This is a genomic window from Prosthecobacter sp. Pr1 (assembly GCF_057652315.1).
Genome location: NZ_JBYFBS010000012.1, coordinates 71,161 through 94,181, shown reverse-complemented (window position 1 = coordinate 94,181; position 23,021 = coordinate 71,161). Strand labels below are relative to the sequence as shown.

19 protein-coding genes are annotated in these 23,021 nt (G+C 58.3%); 3 read left to right on the top strand and 16 right to left on the bottom strand.

Going from position 1 to position 23,021, the window contains the following annotated elements:
- Position 1: 1 nt before the first annotated feature.
- Complete coding sequence (locus tag AC24GY_RS19015; protein ID WP_422320660.1) at positions 2-850, bottom strand: L,D-transpeptidase; 849 nt, start codon at positions 848-850, stop codon at positions 2-4.
- Between the two features lie 168 nt (positions 851-1,018).
- Between AC24GY_RS19015 and AC24GY_RS19010 the strand changes: the two genes are divergently transcribed.
- Positions 1,019-1,501 (top strand): GNAT family N-acetyltransferase, encoded by a 483-nt coding sequence (locus AC24GY_RS19010; protein ID WP_422320661.1) that lies wholly within the window; start codon positions 1,019-1,021, stop codon positions 1,499-1,501.
- Positions 1,502-1,582: 81 nt separating this feature from the next.
- Positions 1,583-3,202: a DEAD/DEAH box helicase gene (locus tag AC24GY_RS19005; protein WP_487686413.1), complete on the top strand. Its 1,620-nt coding sequence runs from the start codon at positions 1,583-1,585 to the stop codon at positions 3,200-3,202.
- Here AC24GY_RS19005 and AC24GY_RS19000 read toward each other — a convergent pair.
- Complete coding sequence (locus AC24GY_RS19000; RefSeq protein ID WP_487686411.1) at positions 3,171-3,974, bottom strand: glycosyltransferase family 2 protein; 804 nt, start codon at positions 3,972-3,974, stop codon at positions 3,171-3,173. The genes AC24GY_RS19005 and AC24GY_RS19000 overlap by 32 nt on opposite strands.
- Positions 3,975-4,098: 124 nt before the next feature.
- On the opposite strand from AC24GY_RS19000, the gene AC24GY_RS18995 reads away from it, so the two are divergent.
- Complete coding sequence (locus tag AC24GY_RS18995; protein ID WP_422322499.1) at positions 4,099-5,484, top strand: O-antigen ligase family protein; 1,386 nt, start codon at positions 4,099-4,101, stop codon at positions 5,482-5,484.
- Here the strand turns inward: AC24GY_RS18995 and AC24GY_RS18990 are convergent, their stop codons facing one another.
- From AC24GY_RS18990 to AC24GY_RS18925, 14 genes are all read right to left on the bottom strand, one after another.
- A complete protein-coding gene (locus tag AC24GY_RS18990) occupies positions 5,485-6,150 on the bottom strand; it encodes a response regulator (protein WP_487686408.1) in 666 nt (221 codons plus the stop codon).
- 131 nt (positions 6,151-6,281) lie between these two features.
- Positions 6,282-7,448, bottom strand: coding sequence for an acyltransferase family protein (locus tag AC24GY_RS18985; RefSeq protein WP_487686406.1), 1,167 nt, complete (start codon positions 7,446-7,448; stop codon positions 6,282-6,284).
- Positions 7,438-8,838: a glycosyltransferase family 4 protein gene (locus tag AC24GY_RS18980; RefSeq protein ID WP_487686404.1), complete on the bottom strand. Its 1,401-nt coding sequence runs from the start codon at positions 8,836-8,838 to the stop codon at positions 7,438-7,440. The genes AC24GY_RS18985 and AC24GY_RS18980 overlap by 11 nt, the downstream gene beginning before the upstream one ends.
- Positions 8,835-9,911: a polysaccharide biosynthesis/export family protein gene (locus tag AC24GY_RS18975; RefSeq protein ID WP_487686402.1), complete on the bottom strand. Its 1,077-nt coding sequence runs from the start codon at positions 9,909-9,911 to the stop codon at positions 8,835-8,837. Before AC24GY_RS18975 ends, AC24GY_RS18980 begins: the two co-directional genes overlap by 4 nt.
- A 63-nt stretch (positions 9,912-9,974) precedes the next feature.
- Positions 9,975-10,655, bottom strand: coding sequence for a response regulator (locus AC24GY_RS18970; RefSeq protein WP_422322508.1), 681 nt, complete (start codon positions 10,653-10,655; stop codon positions 9,975-9,977).
- A gap of 50 nt (positions 10,656-10,705) precedes the next feature.
- The gene (locus AC24GY_RS18965) at positions 10,706-13,750 is read right to left on the bottom strand and encodes a polysaccharide biosynthesis/export family protein (RefSeq protein WP_487686400.1); all 3,045 of its coding nucleotides are present in this window, start codon (positions 13,748-13,750) and stop codon (positions 10,706-10,708) included.
- Positions 13,747-14,607 (bottom strand): ExeA family protein, encoded by an 861-nt coding sequence (locus AC24GY_RS18960; protein ID WP_487686398.1) that lies wholly within the window; start codon positions 14,605-14,607, stop codon positions 13,747-13,749. Before AC24GY_RS18960 ends, AC24GY_RS18965 begins: the two co-directional genes overlap by 4 nt.
- A 37-nt stretch (positions 14,608-14,644) precedes the next feature.
- Complete coding sequence (locus AC24GY_RS18955) at positions 14,645-15,802, bottom strand: glycosyltransferase family 4 protein (protein WP_487686396.1); 1,158 nt, start codon at positions 15,800-15,802, stop codon at positions 14,645-14,647.
- Complete coding sequence (locus AC24GY_RS18950) at positions 15,799-17,277, bottom strand: WecB/TagA/CpsF family glycosyltransferase (protein WP_487686394.1); 1,479 nt, start codon at positions 17,275-17,277, stop codon at positions 15,799-15,801. Before AC24GY_RS18950 ends, AC24GY_RS18955 begins: the two co-directional genes overlap by 4 nt.
- Positions 17,264-18,493, bottom strand: a complete 1,230-nt coding sequence (locus AC24GY_RS18945; RefSeq protein WP_487686392.1) for a glycosyltransferase — start codon at positions 18,491-18,493, stop codon at positions 17,264-17,266. The genes AC24GY_RS18950 and AC24GY_RS18945 overlap by 14 nt, the downstream gene beginning before the upstream one ends.
- Positions 18,494-18,567: 74 nt before the next feature.
- On the bottom strand, positions 18,568-19,632 hold the full coding sequence (locus AC24GY_RS18940) for a hypothetical protein (protein ID WP_487686390.1): 1,065 nt from the start codon (positions 19,630-19,632) through the stop codon (positions 18,568-18,570).
- The gene (locus AC24GY_RS18935) at positions 19,629-20,852 is read right to left on the bottom strand and encodes a glycosyltransferase family 4 protein (RefSeq protein WP_487686388.1); all 1,224 of its coding nucleotides are present in this window, start codon (positions 20,850-20,852) and stop codon (positions 19,629-19,631) included. Before AC24GY_RS18935 ends, AC24GY_RS18940 begins: the two co-directional genes overlap by 4 nt.
- A complete protein-coding gene (locus AC24GY_RS18930; protein WP_487686387.1) occupies positions 20,849-21,724 on the bottom strand; it encodes a glycosyltransferase family 2 protein in 876 nt (291 codons plus the stop codon). The genes AC24GY_RS18935 and AC24GY_RS18930 overlap by 4 nt, the downstream gene beginning before the upstream one ends.
- The gene (locus AC24GY_RS18925) at positions 21,721-23,019 is read right to left on the bottom strand and encodes a glycosyltransferase family 4 protein (RefSeq protein WP_487686386.1); all 1,299 of its coding nucleotides are present in this window, start codon (positions 23,017-23,019) and stop codon (positions 21,721-21,723) included. The genes AC24GY_RS18930 and AC24GY_RS18925 overlap by 4 nt, the downstream gene beginning before the upstream one ends.
- Between the last annotated feature and the right edge of the window lie 2 nt (positions 23,020-23,021).

Here is a 23,021-nt window from a genome sequence, read left to right as displayed (position 1 = left end):
TTCAGGCCTTGGCTTTTGCCTTGTGGGCGGCATGTCCGGCCACTTTGGTGTCGGATTTTGACTTGGACGATTTCGATTTGTGGACGGGCTTTTCGTGGTCTGGGCCGACTTTGCCCTTCGCCTTGGCTTCGTTTTCTTCAGCCCGCTTTTTCTCACCGTCTGAGGGTGCGATAGGCGCAATTTCGAGCGGCTGCGCGGCCAGTGTGGCTGGAGAATTCAGGGCAGGGGAACCATCCACATCGTCCGCGACGGTGGCTGGCTTTTCTTTCTCGCCAGGTGGCAGGCCACCCTTGGTGATGACCACTTTGGCACCGACGTTCACGGTGTTGAACAGATCGACCACATCCTTCATGCCCATGCGCACGCAGCCATAGCTGGCGGGGTGGCCCAGACGGTTTTCTTCCGGGGTGCCGTGGATGTAGATGAAACGGTTGAAGGCGTTTTTATTGGTGGTTTCCATGCCACGCAGCCAGAGAATGCGCGAGACAATGGGGTCGCGGCCAGGAGCGTTGGGTTTGAGCACCTCGCCATTCCAGCGGCGGCTTTTCAGAACCGCCCCTGCAGGCAGGCCCTGACCGATCTTGGCGATGACTTCATGCTGGCCCAGAGGGGTCCGGTTGCTGCCTTTCTGGTCACCGAGGCCGAATTTCGAGGTCGAGATGACGTACTGCTTGGTGAGTTTGCCCTCGCTGTAGATGCCGAGTTTTTGATCTTTCACGCTGACCACCACGTCCCCTTTGGGCGGTGAGGTGCACTGACTGAGCGCTCCAGCCAGCAGGACACTCCCGACGACCTTGAAAAGGCGGTCATTGAATCGGGATTTTTTAGAAGTCCGGCTAAAAAGAAGCATGGGCCAGAAGAATGATATAAGCTAAGATGTTCGCAACCCTGAATTATTACTGTTATCAACGTCGCCAACCGAACACCTGTTTCGCAAGAGTCGTGCCATTTGAACGATTGATACTTATCTAGAGATGTTGTTTACCATATTTCTATTCACAATTCAACCCCCGCAAACATGGACGAATCCCCCCTTCACATCCGCCCGTATCAGGACAAGGATCTGGCGCAATTGCGCCAGATTACCGTGGCGTCCTTTGGCAGTGTCGCCTTGGAGCAGATGCTGGAGCACAAATTTGGACTTTGGAATGAACGCGACTGGAAGGTGAGAAAGGCGAGCCACATTGACGACGACGTGGCGCAGTGCCCGGAGGGGTGTTTCGTGGCTGAGCGAGGCAGCGAGATCCTCGGCTATATCACCACCCGGCTGGACCGGGTGAATCAACGGGGCCGCATCCCCAACATCGCCGTGGTGGAAAGCGCCCGGGGACTGGGGCTTGGGCGCCGCCTGATCCAGCACGCCCTGGATTACATGCGTGACGAGGGCATGAAGCTGGCGCAGATTGAAACAATGGCCTCAAATGCCATCGGCCAGCACCTTTATCCGAGCTGCGGTTTTGAGGAAGTTGCCCGCCAGGTGCACTATGCGATGAAGCTCTGACCCCGCCCGTAGGCTGTCTGCGGGTTTGCATTGTCGCCCAAACTGGCCGATAAACCCCGCCTCCTACTCTAGAAAACGCTTGTGACCACCCCACGCAGACCCGAACACGCCCCGAAGAAACCCTCCCTTTTCAGCCGCTTTAAAGCAGGCCTGAAACGCGTCATTGGCGGAGACAAGAAGAAGGAGGCTGCCCATGCTCCTGCCAAAGAACCTGGCCATTCGAAAGAACACCATCCGGCCACCATTCACGCGCACAAGCGCACGCATGACGACAAGCCAAGAGAGCACGCCCCCCGTCAGCCGCGTGAGCACTCTGCCCGCCCGCCCCGTGAGCGTGGTGAGCGTCCGGAACGCCCAGAGCGTGATGGCCGCCGCGGCCCGCCGCGTGGCCGTGAGCGCGATGACAAGCGTCCGCCGCGTGGCCCCCGTGAGGACAAGCCTGAACGTGTGAATTACACCTCGGTGGCTCCGCCCGCGCCGCCGCCTGTCCCTGAAGGTCCCTTTCCTGAGGCCTTTGAAGTTCTCGGTCTCTCGCCAGCCGTGTTGGCAGCCATTCGTGAATCCGGCTACGAAAAGCCCACGACCATTCAGGAAAAGTCCATCCCCATCATCCTCACCGGCAGGGATGTCGTCGGTGCTTCGCAGACCGGCACTGGCAAGACCGCCGCTTTCGCGCTGCCCACACTCACCCGCCTGGGGGCTCCTGGGAAATTCCGAGTGCTCGTCCTCGAACCGGTCCGTGAACTCGCCGCGCAGGTGGTCGAACAGTTTGAAAAATACGGCAAGCACACGGGCCTCCGCGTTCTCCTTGTCCATGGCGGCGTTGGTTATGACAAGCAACGCAAAGGGTTGCAAGAGGGTGTCGACATCGTTGTTGCCACCCCAGGACGTCTGCTTGATTTCATGCAGGAAGGCATCGCTGACCTCCGCGGCATTGAAGTGCTGATCTTGGATGAAGTCGATCGCATGCTCGACATGGGATTCCTTCCCGACGTGCGCCGCATCATTGAAAAAACTCCTCCTGCACGCCAGACGCTGTTTTTCTCCGCCACGATGCCACCGCAGATCAAGAGCCTCGCGGATTTCGCGCTCAAAGATCCCGAAAGCGTCGAAGTGGGCATCCGCTTCTCCGCTGCCGAGACGGTGAGCCACTACATGTATCCGGTGGCCAGCGACCAGCGCATGGAACTGCTGCTGGCGATCCTGAAGCAGACCCATTTCGAGAGCGTCATGATCTTCACCCGCACCAAGGTGCAGGCTGACCAGATCTACTCCGCGCTCAATCAGCTCAACGAATACAAGGTAGCCGTGATGCACTCCGACATCGGCCAGCGTGACCGCGAGCGCGCCCTGCAGGGCTTCCGCAATGGTGAATTTGAAATCATCGTGGCAACGGACCTGGCCGCGCGTGGTCTGGATGTCAGCGGTGTGACCCATGTGATCAACTACATGGTGCCCGAGCATTCGGAAGACTATGTCCACCGCATCGGCCGCACCGGCCGTGCGCAGAAGGAAGGCGATGCCTTCACCCTCTTCGCCGCTGATGAGCTCATGAACGTGGCCTCCATCGAGCGACTGATCAGTCAGAAGATCGAGAGGCGGAAGCTTGAAGGATTCAGCTACAAGTACACCACCGCCCTCGACGACGAAGATCGCGCCCGCGCTATCCTCACCGGCCGGAAAAAGAAGAAGCGGCGGTAAAGCGCATGAGGGCCCAGGCTTTGAGCCGCTCGTAATGCAAAGCGGGCGGCGCTGAGTCTGGCCGGCGCGTGAACAACGCGCGCAGCATCTGCTGCAGGCTGCGCGGAACGCCGAGCCATGTGACTCGAACCTTGTAGCGGCGTGCGAACTGAAACACCAGCTGTGCAAACTCGAAGGTGCGGTCATGGCCGCTGCGCTCGTAGCCGAAGCGAAGAGCCAGCCGTTTGCAAACGTGGCCGCGCTGGAGCTGCTCAATGGCCCAGGCGTAGTCTTCGGCGGTGATCAGGCTTTCATCGAATGGGACAGTCGTCCAGGCTTTGCGGCGGATCATGCCCATGCTGTTGCTATAGATGGAGCCAAACTTGAGGCCCTTGGCGCGGAGTTCGTCCCAGGTGATGGCATCGCTGTAGAATGGATCGTCGTCCCACTTGGCGCTGACGCAGGCGACGCGGGGATCCTCAAAGGCGGCGAGCATGCGTTCCACGGCGTCATCGTCTTCCAGGGTGGTGTGCGAGCTCAGCACGAGCACGAGATCCGTGTGAAGATGCCTGAGGCCGTGATTGAGCACGCGCGCATGATGATAGGGCTGTGACCATGCAATCACCCTGCCTCCAGCCTGAGTGATCAGTGCGGCTGAATCATCCGTGCTGCCGGTGTCCACGCCGAGAATGAAAAGGGGGCGGATGGTTTGCGCCTGCAGTCGTTGGAGCACACGAGGAAGGGTGGCTGCGGAGTTCTTGAAGCGGATAAGGACACCGATGGTGGGACGCATGCAGGAGAAGAGGTGAGGGAAAATCTAAATGCGTGAGGAAGAGTTGGCTCCCCCCTCAATCGGGGGCGGTGAGATGATGCGGTGTCGGGGTTTGATTTCAGCTGTGAAGGATCTTTTCAAAATCTTGATTGCCCTGCTTCTCTACGGCGGCTTTGCGCCGTTGCTGGGGGTGATGATGGCATCGCGGCGCGCCTGGCAGCGGGCGTTGTTTGGATTGATGATTTTCATGCCCACACTTCAGCCGGGAAGATTCACGCTGATGATCGGCAGCATCGAGAAGTACCGTGGCCACACCAAGGGCTATGAGGTTTCCCTGATTGAGGTGTTTGCCATCGCTCTGATCATCGCCGTGGCGCAAAGTCCGCGTGATCCGGCGGTGCCGCCGCGCAAAGGATGGCCGCCTGGAACATGGGTGTATGCATTGTGGACGGTGGTGGGCTTGCTCTCTGTGGCCAATGCCTGGGATGCCTCGCTGGCATGGATGGCTTTTTCGCGATTTGGCAAAGGCACGCTGATCTTCGTGGCTGCGGCGATGTATTTGCGTGATGACAAAGACCTGCGTGCCGCCCTGATCGGGCTTGGGTTCAGCCTGGTCGTGCAGGGCTGGATTTGCATGAAGATGCGCTACCTGGAAGGCTACTTTCAGATCAAGGGCTGGTTTGAGCATCAGAACCCCATGTCCATGTGGGCGTACATGACGGCATGCGTGGTATTTGCTGCTGCTTTACACAAGGAGGTGAAGGGGCGCCTGTTGTGGCTATGTCTGGCCGCATTTGGCGGGGCGGGACTGTGCGTGCTACTTTCGGTTTCACGAGCGGCACTGGCCGCCTATGCCGTGGGGGCTGCGATCGTACTTGGCATGGCCTGGCTGCGCGGCCCCGGGGTGCGCACAGCCTTGTTTTCTGTGATGGGGGTGGTGGGTGCCGTGCTAGTGATGATGTTTGCCATGGACTCGCTCAACTCACGGCTCAAGGAGGTCCGGGAGAGCAAGGAGAAGAATACGGAGGACCTGCGTCCGGTGCTCAACCGTCAATGCAAGGCCATGTTGCATGATTACCCACTGCTGGGCATCGGGTGGAACAACTACGGCATCGCCAACAGCCGCCCGTTGGGCGCAAAATACAGCGCTATTCTAGAGGAATGGGACGCCGATCGCGGCTTTGCGATTGTGGACGAACTTTACTGGGGGAATCCGCTGACGGAAAGTCTCTACTGGCTGCTGCTGGCGGAGAATGGATGGCTGGGCTGGTCGCTGTTTCTGCTCTTTGAGGCAGTCACGCTTTGGTGCGCCTTCAGAGCGTGGCTTTACTTTGGGAAAAGCCTGATGGGCTATGTCGCTTTCGGGATTCTGGTGGCGCTGTCCATCTGCTACCTGCATGGGACGGTGGAGCGTATTCTGACGCAGACGAAGAACCTGTCCCACTGGCTCATGCTGGCCGGGATGGTGTCCGGGATGGAGATGAGCCGCAGGGCGGCAGTCCGAAGCAAGAAGCAGGTGCGTGTGCGCTGATCAGAAGGCGAGGGCCGGCCCCTGCTGGTTGCGGACATATTTCAGCACGGCTTCGGTGCGTGATCTGACTTTGAGCTTGTGATAGATGGTCTTCAAATAATCACGCACGGTTTCATAACTGATGCCCATCTCGTAGGCGGCTTCTTTGGCGCTGAGGCCTTTCACAAACAGACCGAGCAGTTCATTCTCACGGTGCGTGATGCCGGGAATGCGGGGCTGGACCTTGACCGCTTTCGTTTGGAAAGCTGAGATCACCACGCGTGAAATGGCTGGACTCAGCGGACCTCCGCCGAGCGCTGCGGCGCGAACGGCTTCAAGTAAATGCTCGACAGGTGCGGTCTTCAGAACGTAGCCGCAGGCGCCGGCCTTCAGCGCGGCGAAGACTTGGTGCGGGGTGTCATCTCCGGTGAGCATGACAAAAGCCGTGGCAGGCATGTGGGATTCGAGCATGTTCAAGCAATCAATGCCGGTTTTTCCGGGCAGCTTCATGTCGAGCAGCACGACATCCGGCCTGGAGTCCAAGATGGATGCCTCGGCCTGCTCGGCGTTGTTGAAGATATCCAAAAGTTCAAAGCCATGCTCTGGTGTCAGAAGATTTCTCAGAAGCGCCTGGAAATGCGGATCATCCTCGACACAGGCGACGCGAATGGATGGCGGGGTGTTCATGATTTTGGGAGCTCAAAAGGAACACTGGAAGTGTGTTACAATGGTACGCTCCGAACGAAACACGCAGACCGCAAGCCGGGTCGTTTCAAATCAGGCTTTGGAAGCAAGAATGAATCGAGGTTTAGGCTTTGCTAAACTTGATTCAATACTAATGCGCCCGATTGCTTATGCTGTGCTGATTTCGTGCCGCTACCGAGACGGCGTCTCAGGCGCAAGAAGGGCTTTTCGACCCACTGATGAATCATCCAGGAGGCTGCGAGCGTGAGGAGGAATGCAACCGTGCCACGAAGCAGCATGAGCTGGAGATGGCTCAGACCTTCAGGTGCAGGCAGCCAGTGCGCCACGAGTGACAGCAGGAGCGCATGTGTCAGATAAAAGGCATACGAAAGCACACCGACTCGGCTGACCCAGCGCCAGTTCAAGAAACGCAGGGGCAGGGCGTCGGAGTAACGGATGACGGCGATGAAGACAGGCATCAAGGCAAGGCCTTGAAGGGTGTAACGCCATGTCTCGCGAAAAGGGACGCTGCGGATGACGAACGTGGCCAGCAAGAGGGCGACACAGGAAGGCAGCAGCAGCCAAAGCCAGTGACTGCGCCGAATGCGCGTGGCATCCAAGGCAGGATTTCCCCAGACTGCGAGAGCACAGCCAAAGAGCAGGCCATCAAGCCGGGTGTCCGTGGCATGGCAGGTGCGTGGATGGTGAGCCGAGCCTGAGTGCAGATCAATGGCGGAGAATTGATGAACCAGCAGCATGCGCCACGCGAGTACGGCGACGCAGAGGGTCATCAGCAGAGCGAATTGATGACGGCGGTCCGGCATGAAGCGACGCATGCCGAGATAGAGGAAAGGAAAGAGCAGGTAGAAATGCTCCTCCACGGCGAGCGACCAGAGAATCTCCGTGCCGGGTGGCTGCACGCCACCGGTGATCTCCCAGTAGTTGGCGGCGAAGAGGGACTGCGCCATCAATGCCTGACCATGAAAGCCTCCTGGCAAAACACTCAGAGCAGTGAGCAAGGCAATGACAGCCAAGATCAGATAAAACGGCGGGAGAATGCGCAGGGTGCGACGCAGGAAGAACTGGCGGAGATTGGCACCGCCATGCTTTTCGCATTCCATTCGCAGCAGAGTGGTGATGAGGTAGCCGCTGAGAAAGAAGAAGACGGTGACTCCGAACAAGCCGGGAACCACATGGGAGAGACCGGCATGGCTGAGAAAGACAATCAAGATGGCCACAGCGCGCATGCCATCCAGCGAAGGGATGTGAAACGCGCCCTGGCTGGGTGCTTTAGAAGCCATGGTCTGGAATGAGCAGAGGTTGAGGCATGGGCTGCATCGACTCTTCAGAATCGACTATCTGGCTCGCAAAGCCCATGGGGGTGCCCCAGTCGGGTTTGGCTGCACGATGGCCCAGCACCCAGCGATAGACTTCATGGATCTGCACTGCCTTGGCGTCCCATGAGTAAAACTTGCGAACGTGCGCCTGCGCGAGCTCGCCTGCAGTGTGAAGTTGTGAGGGATCTTCGCGCAGCTCCGTGAGCAGCTGGCGCAGGCGGGTGACGATGTCTTCACGCGTGGTCATGGGAAGCACGTAGCCGGTTCCTGGTGGCACCAATTCGGGCGGGCCGCCGTGATCCAGCACCACAGCTGGGATTCCCAACGCCATGGCTTCCAACACGACGCCGCCGCCGAATTCACGAATGCTGGGGAATACGAAGAGATCGCTCTCACGAAGGCGGGCGCCGAGCTGGGCATGTGGAATCCAGCCGTCCATGCAAACGCCAGAGGTGATGTTCTCGCTTTGCGCCATGGCTTGCAGACGCTCGCGTTCGGGACCGTCGCCAATGATGTCGAGGTGCAGCGCGCCACTGCGAATCAAGGGGGCGGCGGCGGCAATGAGCATGTCCACGCCCTTCAGGGCCACGAGGCGGCCCACAAAGGAAATGCGGAGCGGTTTGGAAGGATCTGTGACGGCGGGTGCTTTGGGCGTGAGCGGAAATTTTTCCAAATCGACCGCGTTCTCGGGCATGAAGACGCAGCGGCTGCGAAGATGTGCGGGCATTTCATGGAGGGTGGTGCGTGAAGCGGTGAGAATGGCGTGCGCGGATTCACGTGTTTGTTTCAAGCCCGGTGAGAAACGGTAGAAAGCACGCAGGCGACCCGCGCCATCGCGCTCCTGCTGACGCAAATCATCAAAGCCCTGCGGCCATGGCACGCCACCATTCAAAGGACCCAGCACGAAGGGAACGCCGATCTTTTTCAGCCGGGGCGCGATCCAGCTTGCCGTGGTGGGAGAGAGGGGCAGCAGGCGGTGTACGAGATCGAATTCACCAGCGCGGAGTCTGGGGCCGAAGGTCTGCCAGAGTTTGCGCTCAAAGAATGGATAAACGAGATTGGAGAGCACGGCATAGAGGCTCCAGCTGAAGCTCCCTTTGCGGCTGAACTTCGTGGCCAGACTCCATGAGAGGTGCTGCAGGCGGCGGTTGTTGATGGCGGTGAAGTCGGTGCCCTCCACCATGCCGGCGCGAAGAAAATCATCGCGATTGCGCCACTCGGTGACGATGTGGGCATCGGTCTGTGCGGCGATGGCCTTCGCGCAGGACCAGCCGACCAGCGCCGCGCTGGTGAGTGTCGGATTGGCTGCCTCGGCAATGATAAGCGGGCGGATGCGACGAGGGGAGGTGGTCATTGTGTGGGGCTGGAGGGTCCGATGTTGAGGTTCAAACCAATGGGTGTGGCATTTGGCGCTCCGGCTGAGTTGCCTTCATTGGCCGCGACCAGGCGCGTGAAGGTATTGACCGCATCATGCAAAAAACCGCCGGGGGACATGCTGCCACTGCCGGGCACATAGACGATGTCTCCGGGTTCCAAACGGACATTGGTGGCTTTGCCCTGGATGACGTCTCTGGCATTGACCGTGGCGATTTTGGGCTCCGTCAGTGAACCGCGCACAATGGTGACGTGAGTAAGGTCAGCCTCAGGCCGGATGCCGAGTCCACGACCGAGTGCGGTGATCAAATTCATTTCGTTCATGAAACCCACGGGGCGGGGCTCGGTGACGGCACCCAAAACATAGATTTCATTGGTCATGGAGGACGGGAGATAAATGAAGTCATCGGGCTCGATGTAGATGTTTTGAGACATGTCTCCTTCACGGATGAGCTTCTGAAAATCCACCGGCAGCATTTTTCCGCCGCGCATGAGAAAGCTGTGGCTGAGATCGGCGAGTTCTTCGGTGGTGCCTGTGAAGCTTGAGGCGAAAAGACCACCAGCCTGAGTGACGGCATCCAGCACGCGCATGGGCCGGTTCAATGGGTAGATGCCAGGAGAATTGACACGCCCCAGCACCCACACTCGCTGGCTGCTGACCTCACGCAGCGTCACTGAAACCTGCGGCTGCTTGTAATAGCGTGTGAGCATTTTTTCCATCTCCTCACGGAGCTGGGTTGTCGGCTTGCCCTTCACATCAATGCCGGGAAGCAGGTCGAAGTAGAGCTTGCTGTCAGGCGTGACAAAGGTGTCCGCGCGCGTGCCGGTTTCTCCGATTATTTCGATCTCCAGCTTGTCCCCGGGCCCCAGTGTATATGGTTTGGATGAGGGCTTCAGCCACTCGGGATGGATGGGTTCCTGGCGCTTGGTCTGTGTGAAGGCGGCGTCCGTGATGGTGCCTTGTGCACGGGCATCGAATTTTTTCTGCTCCTTCATCATTGAGCAGGCATTGAGCAGCGCAAGGCAGCAGGGGATCAGAGTGGTAAATCTCATGCGCAAACATCCCTGCTGCACAATCCGCCGACAATCCCCGCAGCTGTGGGGTTGCTGAAAAGGCTACTTGGTTTGATCAAGGTATTTGATCACGGCCTCGGTGCGGGAGCGCACGTGCAGCTTGGCATACACCGACTTGAGGTAGTCGCGCACGGTGGCATAGCTGATACCCAGTTTGTCAGACACTTCCTTTGGCACCATGCCCTCAGAGAGCATTTCGAGAATCTGGCATTCCCGAGGCGTGAGGCCCGGCATGCGTTTGCGCACGGTTTTCGCCGGGTTTTGAAACGACTGGATGAGCAGGAGGGCAATCTCCTGGCTGAGCGGGGCTCCGCCTGCGCTGGCTTGAAGGATGCCGGCGATGATCTCGGATGATTTTGAACTCTTTAACAAATAGCCGCTGGCACCTGCACGCAGCGCCGCGAACACCCTTTGTGAATCATCATGAATCGTGAGCACCACAAATGCCGTGGCAGGCATGCGCGGTGCAAGATGGCGGATCAGATCCATGCCGCACATGTGGGGAAGCTCGAGATCAACGACCACGACATCAGGCCGCGTTTCGAGCAGCGGTTTCGCGGCGGCTTCGGCGCTCTCCCATGCTCCCGCAAACGCCAGCTGGCCTCCAGGTTTGCTGATAAGCTTCTTTAGAAACAATCGCAGAGTCGGATCGTCCTCGATCACGGCCACTTGCAGAATGCGATTGGCGACAGGTGTTGCAGCAGGCTCCAGAGTGGCGATCATGAATCCAATGAACTGAAGGAAATAATGTGCAGCTATTGCGTGAACCTTTATTAGCGCAGCTGTGGCAGGATTGGCTGCTGAATGTAGGGGCCGATGTTGGCGCGGGTCCAGCCTGATACGGCTCCTTGGAGGAAGGCGTTGATCGCCATGTGGAGCAGTTCCTCGGCACGGGCCCAGGGCTTGTCAGCGACAAACAAGATGTCCTTTGGTTCCAGGTGGAAACCCTTGGCGCGTGCAGTGAGCACGTCCTCCATATCCACCACGAAGCGCTCGGGTTTTTCAAAGGAGCCGCGCACCACGAGCACACGCCGTGTGTAGGCTTTCGGCGTGAAGCCGCCCGCCTGAGCGATGGCGCTGTGGACGGAAGTGTGGGCCAGCAGACCTTGAGTGCCCTGCATTTTCACATCCCCGAGCACATAGATTTCGTTGGAGTTGGCGGAAGGGAAGTAGAGGTAATCCCCCGGCTCGACACGGGCGTTCTGCTTCATGTCGCCGTGCAGAAAGAGCGCCTCCAAGTTGACCGGCAAACGAGTCTGTCCGCGCATGACGAAACTACGGCCGAGGTCTGCGAGTTCCACGGTGTTCTGCTGAAACAAGCCGGTTTCCAAACCACCGGCTTCAGCCACTACTTCGAGAATGGTGAGAGGGCGGTCCAGATTGATGGCCCCTTTTTTCACCACTTTGCCGAGCACATAAACTTTGCGGCTTTGAAAGGTGGATGGAGTGACCACGACGCGGGCGTTGCGGTAGTAGCGCCGCAGTTCGGTGACCAGTTTTTCGCGCAGTTGATCCAGGCTCAATCCAGACGCCTGGATGTCGCGCGCCTGCATGTAGGTCAGTTTGCCATCTGGGCCGACCGGCACTTCCTTGCGCTCGAGACCTTCAAAACCGGGCATGTTGATGTTCACCGCATCTCCCGGACCGAGCGGGAGGTCCGTCTGCGCCCAGGCTGAGGAAAAGCTGCTGAGCAAGAGGACGAACGCCCCAAATCGAGCCAGTGCGGCCGGGCGCAACTCTGGTGCGCGGTCCAGCAAGGCGGCGATGAGCCTGCAACCCGCGTCACGATACATGCGCAGGGCATCCTGGACCTTTTGAACCAGGCATGTTCCACTGGAACCGGCCCAGATGAGATTGGGAAGCTGCTCAGCTATGAGCAGCGCCTCTGGTTTCTCGACAGCGGGGAGTTCGATGAGGATCACCACGCCCGGCAGTGTTCGCCAGTGCGCGAGTGCTGCCTGCCATTGCTGTCTCTGTGAGGGAGTCCACTGCCATTCTTCGTCCATGCCAATTCGGTATGGGCGGTCGGTGATTTCGCGGGTGATCTTTCCGGGACGTTCAGGCTGATCCACGGCTGCCGTGAGCGTGAGGGCATCCTCAGTGAGCTCTCGTGTGATCGTGATGCATGCCAGACCACGCCGGATGGCGGCATCAGCGAGCAGTCCGATCAAACGGGAGGCTGCGTTGTCCTCAGCGGCATGCAACACACCGCAGATCATGGCGCCGCCACTGGTAGGCGTTTGCAGCATGGGCTGCAGCCTTGTCCAGGTGCGGAAGGCCCAGGACTCTTCATTTTCAGTGGTTGAATCAAGCCTCAATGGCAATGCTCCCAGAACAGGAAGACCGGTGGCGCGTTTCAAATCACCGCTGCTGCGGATGTAGCCGTCAAGCAGCGTCAGAATTACAACGATGGCGGCCACCAGCAGCGCGCCACCGCCAAACCCACCCGCGCCTGCCATGATGAGTTTTTGTGTTGGCTTTACGGTGCTCACGTCCTGAGCACGTGACATGGAAAACAGCCGGAAGTAGCCTTGCGAATTTTCTTCGTAGAGTGCTGCTTCACGCTGACGCCCGGCCAGCAGGGCTCGGGAAGTCTCCAGAGTCTGCTTGCGAGATTTGATGTGGGCGTATTCCATGGCCTGGCGTGGCAGCAGTTCCAAGCGCTGATTGATTCCTTCACGCACTGCGAGGAGCTTTGTCAGCTGTTCGCCCATGACCTGCTTTTCAGAGCGAAGACGCACGAGGTCGAGGTATAAACTTTCCGCTACATTGCTTTCGCCGGGTTTGGGCGGTGCATCGGTGCGCATGCCGGAAGACTTCAACTGCTGCTCCATGGAGTGAAGTTTTTCCATGGATTCGACCACGGCGGGATGTTCGTCGGTGTATCGAACCCGAAGGTCGGCGAGTTCCTTCTTGGCGGTGTCTACTCTTGCGGCATTGGTGTCCACCTTGCCCAGTTCACGTTCAATGCCCAGAATGCGTACGTCGAGGGTGTCATGGTCGAGCTTCAAGGTCTCATACTTCAGCGTGAAATTGCCCAGTTCAGCCAACCATGCATCCATCTGCTTGTCGGCATCGAGGAGATGGGACTGGCGGCCATAGGCCAGCAGTTCTTCATTAACCTTGAGCAAATCGGCATCGGTGCGCTCAATCTGCTTTTGCAGGAAGGCCTTCATGTTTGAAGCATCGCTGCGCTGAAGCTCCCGTGAGAGCTGGAGCACGGTCTCGGTATAGGCCTTCAGCATCTCAAGCACGGCGTCGGCACTGACATTTGAGGTCATGCTGATGTTTACAATGTCGGTATTGCGTTCAGCAGCGACAATCAATCCTGAACGAAGCGCACTCTCTTCATAGCGATGCTCCAACTGAATGGCGGTGGCTGCGATGGTGGCGCCCGAGTACATGAGCGACATGAGCGTCGGAATCGTGAGATCCGTTGGTTTGAACGATTCTCCGGAATCCGACTGTCTGAAGGCGGAGGCTAGCTGCTGCTTGATGATCTGGGACTTGACGGTGTAAAGCGTTTCAAACCGCAGCCAGCCCACGGTCAGCATTGCCGCAGAGAAGATCAAACCTGCCAGCAACATCAGCCACCAACGACGGATGAGGGCGTCGATCACACGAAGTGGATCGAATGGGAGTTTGATGGAAGGTGCTGCTGGTTCGGCGGATGCTGCAGCCGGTATTGCAGAGGTGGGGAGTTCCAAGGGCTCGATGAGCGCGGGGGCCTCACGCTGCCGGGTAACAACCGGGCAGCTGATGCCGCGTTTACGATTGATCGCAGTCAGGCTGAGGGAAGTTGGAGGCACTGCGTTCATGAGACACAGGAAAGAGCCGTGGAGATGCCGAGCAGCTGGTCTTGGCGGTACAAATCACAGGCCACATCATGCAGGATTTGTGCGGTGACTATAGTGCTGCCAGATGCCCAGGCATGTTCCAGGCACAGTTTCGCAGTGCGGTTGATCTCGCGCGGAATACCGCAGGTCATATGATGCAGCTGAATCAACGCATCTGCTTCGAACACTGAGCCGTCGGCATGGCCGGCTGCTTTCAAACGATGTTCCACAAAGTTTGCGGTATCTGACTCAGCCAAAGGCATGAGATGAAATCTAAGTCCGATGCGTTGCTGGATAGCCTGATTGCTGTTTACCAGCCTGCGCAGCGGAGGCTGGCCGATTAGCAGCAGAGTCAGCAGTGGGCGCCCAGCGCCGTTGAAATTGGTCAGCCAGCCGAGCTGTCTGAGAGTTTCTTCAGGCATGTCCTGCGCTTCATCGAACAGAATGATGACGTGCCGGCCACGCTCTGCCGCATTCTCACACAGGGCTTTCATGTGTTCGCAGCGGCCAAACCTTCCTTTGGGCAGTTGATCTGCGTCCGGATCGAGCTGAGAGAGGATGGATTGCAGCAGTTCATCAAAGCTGAATCCTGAATTTTCACAGCTCACGACAATAAACGAGCAAGGATGCAGGCTCTGGGCCAAAACAGCACTGGTGATCGTTTTGCCGCAGCCGATGTCGCCTGTCAGCATGCCCAGGTTCATGGTTTTTTCGCTGGCGAGGTAGAGCAGGCGGTCGAGGGCCTCCTGATGCTGGGGACTGCGGTAATAAAAACGCGTGTCCCATGTGGCCTCAAAGGGCTTTGTGTCGAGCTGCCAATGATGAAGAAAGTCGGACATTTTTCGTGAAGAAACTTCTGCCCCGATCCTCCTGCCCTCAACCCCCCCAACTGCGGGAACCAGTGAAGGGCTTTTCATAGACCTCCATGACGCGTCTGGCATTGTCGTCCCAATTGAAGCGTCTGGCATTTTGCAGGCCGGCTGGAATCAGGGCCTCCCGCTTTTCGCGATGCAAAGCGACCTCCTGCAGAGCCTGAGCCATGTCTCCGACGTCCTCGGGGTTGATGATGCGGGCAGCAGTGCCGACGACTTCAGCCAGCGAGCCGCATTTCGAAGTGATGACAGGGCATCCGCAAGCCATGGCCTCGATGGGCGGGAGGCCGAATCCTTCAAATAATGAAGGGTAAACCATGGTGGAGGCCGCACGGTACAGATCAGGCAGCGCGGCGTCTTCTACAAACCCTAGGAAACGAATGTCCTTGGCGTGGCGGGAATCCCGCGCTGCCGCGTGAATGTGTTCCGCGCCATGCCAGTCACTACCTGCCAGCACAAGCTGCCAGGGGGAGCCGGTGCTGGTTTTGAACTGATCAAAGGCCTCGATGAGACGGGTGTGATTTTTGGCCGGATGCTCAAGCCGAGACACATAAAGGAAGAAGGGCTCCTTCAGCTGCCAGCGTTGTTCCACCTGGGCACAGGCGGCGGCGCGGTCTCCCGGATTAAAACGTGCGTGATCAATGCCGTTGAGAATCACATTCTGTTTCTGGACCGGCACGCCAAAGTAGTGCTCAATGTCCTGGGCCGTGCTGGTGCTGACCGCAATGATGCCATTCTGCCTGCGGGCAAGATGTTTCACGATGACACGGCCGTAAATCATGCGGGCGAGGTCATATTTTTTCTTCACATGAAACGGGGCAAGGTCATGAATGGTGGAGACGAGATGACAATGTGCGGTGTGAACCATGCGGCGGTAGCTGGGCACGTGCAGCACATCGATCTCCTGCTTTTCGAGCCATCTTGGCAGCACCTGCTGATGCCACCAGATGTTTCGCACGGCGGGACGCCATTGCTCGTCGACCGGGACTATCTGCATTCTTCCTCGCGCAAATTCGAACAGAGGCACATCCTGGGCCAGGGCGAGGATGTGAAATTTGACCACGTCCGCGTAAGGCAGGAGCGCCTTGGTGAGGGCCAGAACGTACTGAGCCACGCCGGTTTTACCGCGCTGGATGACGCTGGTGGAGATGGCGATTTTCATGATGCGAGAAGATGTTCCATTTGTTCGTGACGCAGGGATTCATGCACGACCGGGCTGGCATTGGTGAAGCGCAGGTGGATGTGCTGGCTGCTGGCATGATCCTTCAAGCGGGCCATCAGGCCCAGGCCGCCGCTGTCCATGAGCTGAACCCCTTTCAGATCGATAACGACCGGATTGCGGGCATCGGCAGCATTCTGGATGACTCCCAGTGCGCCACGCCAGAGGCCATCCACACTACTAGTGGTGACTGCGCCGCTCCAGTCGAGGTGAAGTGGCACGGTCTTGGTGGGGGATGGAGAAGCAGGTGCGCTGGCGTTCAAGATTTTGTTCAGCGCTTCCTCACGGCTGGCCGCCTGGCTGAAGATGGAGTTTAGCCGGGTCATCTGCAGCAGTTTGAGTATTGCGGGCGAGACGGTGGACAGCACCAACTGCTTGCCAGACTGACGGCAGCGTTTTTGCATGCGCATGAGCAGGCCAAGACCGGTGCTGTCGATGAACTGAGCGCCGCCGCAGTCGATGATGATGCCCTCTTCTGGTCCTTCGAGGGTGTGCATCCAAACTTGCTCGATGACGCGCACCTCCGCTGCATCCAGGCGCTCGGGGCAGAAAAGTTCCGGAACACTCGAAAGCTGTATATCCGAGGTTTTGGCAGGGGTGGAAATGAGCGGAGGGGCCGGGGTGGTGCGTCTGCTGCTTCGAGTCAACCACCACTGTTTCACAATCGTCAGTCCGAATATCACGAAATCCGTGGCGTAGCGTTTGAACAAACGCCGTGGCTCCTGGAGCAGCCGGTACAGCCATTCGAGTCCGATCTTTTGCATCCAGAGCGGCGCGCGCTGCATGTGGCCTGCGAGAAAGTCGATCGTTGCCCCGACGCCGATCGTCACCGGTGCTCCGGCGCGCTGGTAGTTCATGGCGATCCACTTTTCCTGCTTCGGACAGCCGAAGGACACAAACAGCAGATCAGGATTGGTGGAGTGAATGTCAGCGCAAATGGTTGCATGATCCATTTCATGCAGAGGCTTGAACGGCGGAGACATGACGCCTGCGATCTTTAGCCTTGGGTGGCGCTCCTGGACGACCTGGACTGCCTTCTCTGCCACCTCTTTCTTCCCACCGAGAAAATAAACGCTCCAGTTTTTTTCTTCAGCGACGGCCAGCAGCTTGGGCACGAGATCAGAACCTGCCACACGTTCCGGAAGAGCATTGCCGAGCCAGCGCGAGGCCCAGACAAGGGGCATGCCATCGCATACCACGAGATGTGCATCGAGCAAAATGCGCCGCAGATCTTCGTCATACATGGCGAGCGCGGTGAAATCGACATTTGCGGTAGCGATGTAATGAGGTTTGCGCGAGGCAATCATTCCGGAGATGGCCTCCAGAGTCTGATCAGTCGTCACGTTGTCGAACGGGACGCCGAGCATGGACAACGACGGTCCGCTGCGTGGTGTGAATGCTGCTTCAGTTGTGTTCATGGGAGTTCTTTGCCGGCTGGAAATGCTGTGAGTAGTAGCTGCTGAGCTGCTGACCCAGACCGGACCAGCCAAAGCGTCCGCGACAGGTCTGCATGCCGCGCTCCTCGATTTTCTGGCGCAGCGCTTCGTCATGGAGCATGCGCTCGGTGTAGTGTGCGAACATTTCAGGGGTGTCAGCCAGGAGAATGTCCGTGCCATGGGCCAGATTCAGGCCCTGCGCGCCGATGGTGGTGCTGATCACCGGGGTCCCCATCGCCATGCTTTCCGGAATCTTGAGCCTGGTGCCGCCGCCGATGCGCAGCGGCACGATCTGCGCCCAGGCACGACGATACCATGGCCGCACATCCGGAACGCCGCCTGTCACGGTGACGTCTGGCAGTCTGCTGTAAGCTTTGACTTCTTCGGTCGGTGATTTGCCAACAATCAACACCTGCAGGTCTGGCACCAGCTTTTTCAGACGCGGGTGAATTTCACCAAAATACCAGCGCAGGGCATCCACGTTCGGCATGTAGTCCATGGCGCCGCAATAAAGAACCGTGGGTGCTGCATCGCGGGAGACCTCTGCGGAATTGGGGCTGAAGTAGTCGAGATCGACCCCGTTCGTAACCACTTCTACTGGCACATGGGTGCTCACCTGGGAGCGGATGAAAGTCTCGTCATCCGGGCCGCACACCACCTGCACAGAACTGCGGCGGGCGACCTTGTGCTCGAACCGGCGCAGCTTCCAGACCTGCTCGCGGTAAAGGAGGGATGATTTGATGCCTTTGGGCATGCGGGCGTACTGCTCCTTCTGAAACTGCAGATCCACCCGACTGCGGTCCACGCTCAGCGGTATCTCCAAATGGTCTTTGAGGAAGTACTGCGCCATGACGATGTCGCACACATGCACCATGTCGTATTCATTTTGGTCGAGCATGTTGCCGATGGTGTCGGCAAGCTGAGGCAACCACCAGTGACGGATTGTCGTTGGCAGGGAGTTGAAAAGACGGTCGGGAAACAAGCTTGGCCATGGTGGATGCTCGAAAGGAACGAAGACCACCTTGCGGCAGAAGCTTTCGAAGATGCCGCGATGCTCCACGCGCTCGCCCTTTTCGGAGAGCGCAATCAAATCGATCGTGTGATTTTTGGCCAGCTCACGCAGCAGATGAAACACCCGCTGATAGGTGCCGCGGTCGATCGGGTAGGGGATGTAAGGGTAAACAACCAGGATGTGCATGAGCAGGGAGAACTGCACGTACCAAAGCTGAAATCATGAACGAATGCATCGCCCGCAAGTGGGGGGAAATGGACCTAGTTAAACCGGTTCCAAAGCGCCGCGTACTGCTGGATGGCAGACGAGGTGGCGTGGCGCTCGGTCCAAAGCATTGTCACCAGCTCATGGAGGAGATGCTCACGAGGATAACGGGTGATGCTTGATGGTATGTCTCGTGTGCGGAGATGGATGAACACGTTCTTCCACAACGGTACTTCAGGGCACTTGTTGGTTTTGCAGGTGGTATAATCCACAGGTGTTGACAACTTGATTTCCAAACGGCGGCTTTCCAGTTGAAGGAAAATGTTCTGGCCGAGCTGAGACAGCGCCGAATGCTGCTGGCGCAATTCGTCGCGTGTGTGGGGTGAGCGCTGTGGATGCAGCTTAAACTCCACTCCTGCGGCATGATGAGAAATGAGGGAGGGATCGACTCCGGCAAGCTCGAGAAGCCTGCGGTGGCGTTCGCGGCAGCTCCAATGATAAAGGCCAGCCATCGTTAACACGACATCACCGAGGGCCAGCTGTGCCTTGGCGAGATTACGCCCGACAAAATCGGCATCTGCGGCGCTGAAGTCATCCTGCGCGAGTCTTTCATTGGCAAACAATAGACCGGAGCAGCGATTGAAGAGCAGCCGTGTGGCTTCATGCAAGGGAATACGGCTGGCGTTGCGATGGTGTTCGCATCCGGCGAATAGGTTTTCTCGGCCGATGATCCAACGGTGCCCCATGACCAGATCGTAGTAGAACATGCTGACAGGGCTGCGACGGAGACGAGTGGTGGAAAGAATTTTGAACTCGACATCCAGACCAACTGCGTGAGAAAGCGACTCTCCGAGCTGGTGCAGCGCAGTCTTGAAAAGACGGTCATTGATCAATGTGCTACCGCGGATGAACACGAAGAACTCCATGTCGTTGTAGGGCAGGTCCTGGCCATTTTCGCGCAGCACACCGCCCTCGCCACGGCCATAGCCGCCGGCAAGTGCAAGGCCTTCGAGTTTGCCCGCCGGGATGATGCGCTCAACTCCTGCACGCACGTGAGTGCAGGTTACAGCGAGGTGCTGTTCCAGCTTGTCATTGCCGTCGATGGTGAAGCGGGCACTCATACTGGAATGGATTCACGCAGGTATTGTTCGACCTGATCAACGATGGGAGCCATGGCAAAGCGCTCATGCACTTCGTGGTGGCCTGTTTGGGCGATGAGAGTGCGCAGATGGTCTTCGGTTTGCAAAAGCAGGATGCGCTCCGCCAGCTGAGTGGCGGCTCCAGCATCATACGTGACGGCGTTTTGACCGTGACGGAAGAGTTCGCGGCTGCCGCCGGTCATGGTGCCGATGACCGGCAAACCGCAGGCCATGGCTTCAAGGGGGGTGAGTGCAAACGGTTCCTCCCATTCGGAGGTGAACAGCAGGGCATCATGGGCGCGATAGACATCAGGCATTTCTGGGGGCGTGGCGCTGTGCCATGTGACCGGAAGGGAGTTTCCGGCAGCGAAGTTTTTCAGCATGGTCACGTAGGCGTCGTCTCCTTTGCCATAGACGTGCAGTTCGCCTGCAAAGGAGTTTTTGATGAGCAGCAGTGCGCGCAGAGCCGTCAAGATGCCTTTGTCTTCGGCGAGGCGTCCGACCCAGAGCCAGTTTTTTGGAGAACGGGTTATTGGTGTGCCCTTAAAATGCTGGGTATCCACCGGGCAGTGGATGACGCCGCCATGCATCACATCGTAGCCCTGCTGGGCCGTGAGCTCGCGTAGGCGGGCGCTGGTGAAATAGAGCCGTTTAAAACGGATCTCGGAGACGGGGCTGGTGGGAGCAATTTCATTACACCGCCGCCGGACTCCGCACAGGGTCCAAAGCATGCGCTGCACGCGTGATGCGAATGGTCCCTGGCTGCGATTCCACCAGTCGAGCCAGACATCACCTGTGAGGCTGCGCAAAATCCAGTGATCACTGACATCATAGACTGTCGGCACGCCGCTGCGCTGAAGGGTGAGGCAGAGGGACTTGGACAGGCCGCCCATGCACCAGACATGGACGACATCTGGCCGCAGTATGGTGAGCGCCTCGCGCACGGTATGATTGTTGTGGAGTTCGAGATGCTTGAGCGCACTCAATCCCAGCCACGGGTGACCGTAGTAGCCGTGAATGCGCAAACTTCGATCGACGTGAGGTTCTGCGAGCGGACGGCTGCCTTGAACTCCATGATTCGAAGTGATCACATGCACGTCATGGCCGCGCAGCCGAAGCGCCTCAGTGATTGCAGCACAGCGCAGTTCATAACCGCCAACGTAGTGAGGTGGATAGAGATTGGTAAGAACGAGAATTTTCATGAGGACACCTCCTGCTGTTCACGCCATCCCTGGTGGAATCCAGCTAGCTTGCCCCGGCGCTGCTGCCAGCGAATGCGCATGGCGTGAGCGATCTCATGCAGGCGACCATGGGTGAGACACCAGCATAGGTCATGCCGCACATCGTTCAGCCAGCCGAGGAAAACAGTCTGGGGCCAGTTGAAGACGCCCGGTCGCTGAGACCATGCCTTGCCGATGGAGCGGGCGTCCCCAAAGGAACGCTTCCAGCTTTGCTGCGGTGTGTAGTTGTGGCTGTGCATCACCACTGACTCCTGGACGTAAGCCACCTTGTAACCCTGCGCCCGGCACCAGCGTGTGTACTCGTCGTCTTCAGCGTATTGAAGGTCTTCGCGGAAACCGCGCAACTGCCATACGTCTTTGCGCAGGCCGCTGCTGACCATGCTGAAAAAATGATCCCAGTGCGCGGATTCACGTTCAGGCCCAAAGCAGCGGTCGTAGTCACAGGCAAACACCGCCTGGCAGTCGGGGCGTGGAATCTGCCGCCCAAAACACGCGGCGACTCTGGAGTCGGCGAGTGTTTCTGCCAGGGGCCTCAACCAGTGATTATTTTGCGGTGTCGCATCAGCGTTGAGAAAGATGACGCGTTCTGCGCTGGCGAGCCGCATGCCGTGATTCATCACGCGGCTGGGATTGTACTCCTGAGGCGTGATTTGGATGAAGTGTGCAGGATTGGCGGCACGGATCAGTTCCTGAGAGCCGTCAGTCGAGCCACTGTCGATTACGATCAGTTCCAGGTTCTGCCAGTTTTGCGCGACAATCGCGGGCAGGGTTTCCTTCAGCGCCCAGGCTTCATTGAAGGAGCGCATGACGATGCTGATGAGAGGATCACTCATGACAGTTTGGTGGCGAACTGAACTGGTGGGCGGTGAGTTTGACTTTTAGAGCCTTTAAGGTTTTTCGCTTCGACCAATTCCTTGTAAACACGCGCGACACGAGCGGCGACAGTGGGCACATCATATTCGGCGCGGACATGATCCAGAGCCTCTGAACTGAGGTGACGATGGAGCTTGTTGTTCATCATGAGGGTGTCGATGCCTGAGTGAAAATCGGCGGTCTGATCAACATCGTAGAGCAGCCCTGTCCGACCATGCTCGATCAGCGATGCGGGGCCCGAAGTGCGTGAAGAGAGCACCGGAGTGCCGGCAGCCCAGGCCTCAAGGATGACGATGCCGAATGGTTCGGCGGTCGAACAAAGGACGAACAGACGTGCAGACTGGACAAGGCCGATCAATTCAGCACAGCCTGATTCAAGCCCGCCAGTGAGAAGGATGTCATTGCTCAAGCCCAAACGGGCGATCTCGCGATGGAGTTCTTCGACGACGGCCTGCGTGGTCCCAGCCCCGATGAGCACGAGCATGGCACGTGGATGACGTCGTTTGATGGCCGGAAGCTGTCGCACGAGCCATGGCAAGTTCTTGGCCGGATCAAGACGGGCGACTTTGACGATGAGATCTCGGTCGGCGATCTGCGGGTAGGCTTTGAGCGCGGCCGCGCGGCTGTCCACCGCGTACTGGGCGGCGGGAACTGAGTGTGGCTGCACGATGATGCGCTGCCGGGGATATTTTGCCTGCAGCAGGGCTGCTTCACGAGGATTGCAGGTGAAGACGGCATCCGTGTTTTGCAGCACATGACGGCTGCGCACGAGTGCGCCGAGGGCCTTCCCCCACTCGAAGCCACCTTTCAGCGGAGCGGTGAGCTGGGCATTTACTTCATCAGGAATATCGAGTGCACCTCCGTGCAAGGTGATGACATGAGGGACGCCGAGTGTTCTTGCTGCCATCAAGCTGATGCCAGCGATTCGATTGAGTGCATGTGAGTGAATCACCTGTGAACGGCTGGCCCGGAGCTGCCGGAAGAGCTCAAACGAAAACAAATTGCCGCCCCATGAAACGAGCGCGTCGCGTTGTGCGGCAGAAATTCCCAGCACGGGAACAAAGGCACGATAACGCTGAATTTTGGCACCTGCATCGCGCAGAGGATCGATGCCGTCGGGCCCGGCATTTTGCGGCGCGTGCATCACGGAGGAAATGCCGCGCGTTTGCAACCCTTGAACAAGGCGTTGCACGGCCGTCTCGGTTCCGCCCCACTGGACAGGATCGTATTTGCGGAGAATGTGGGATGCTTGCATGA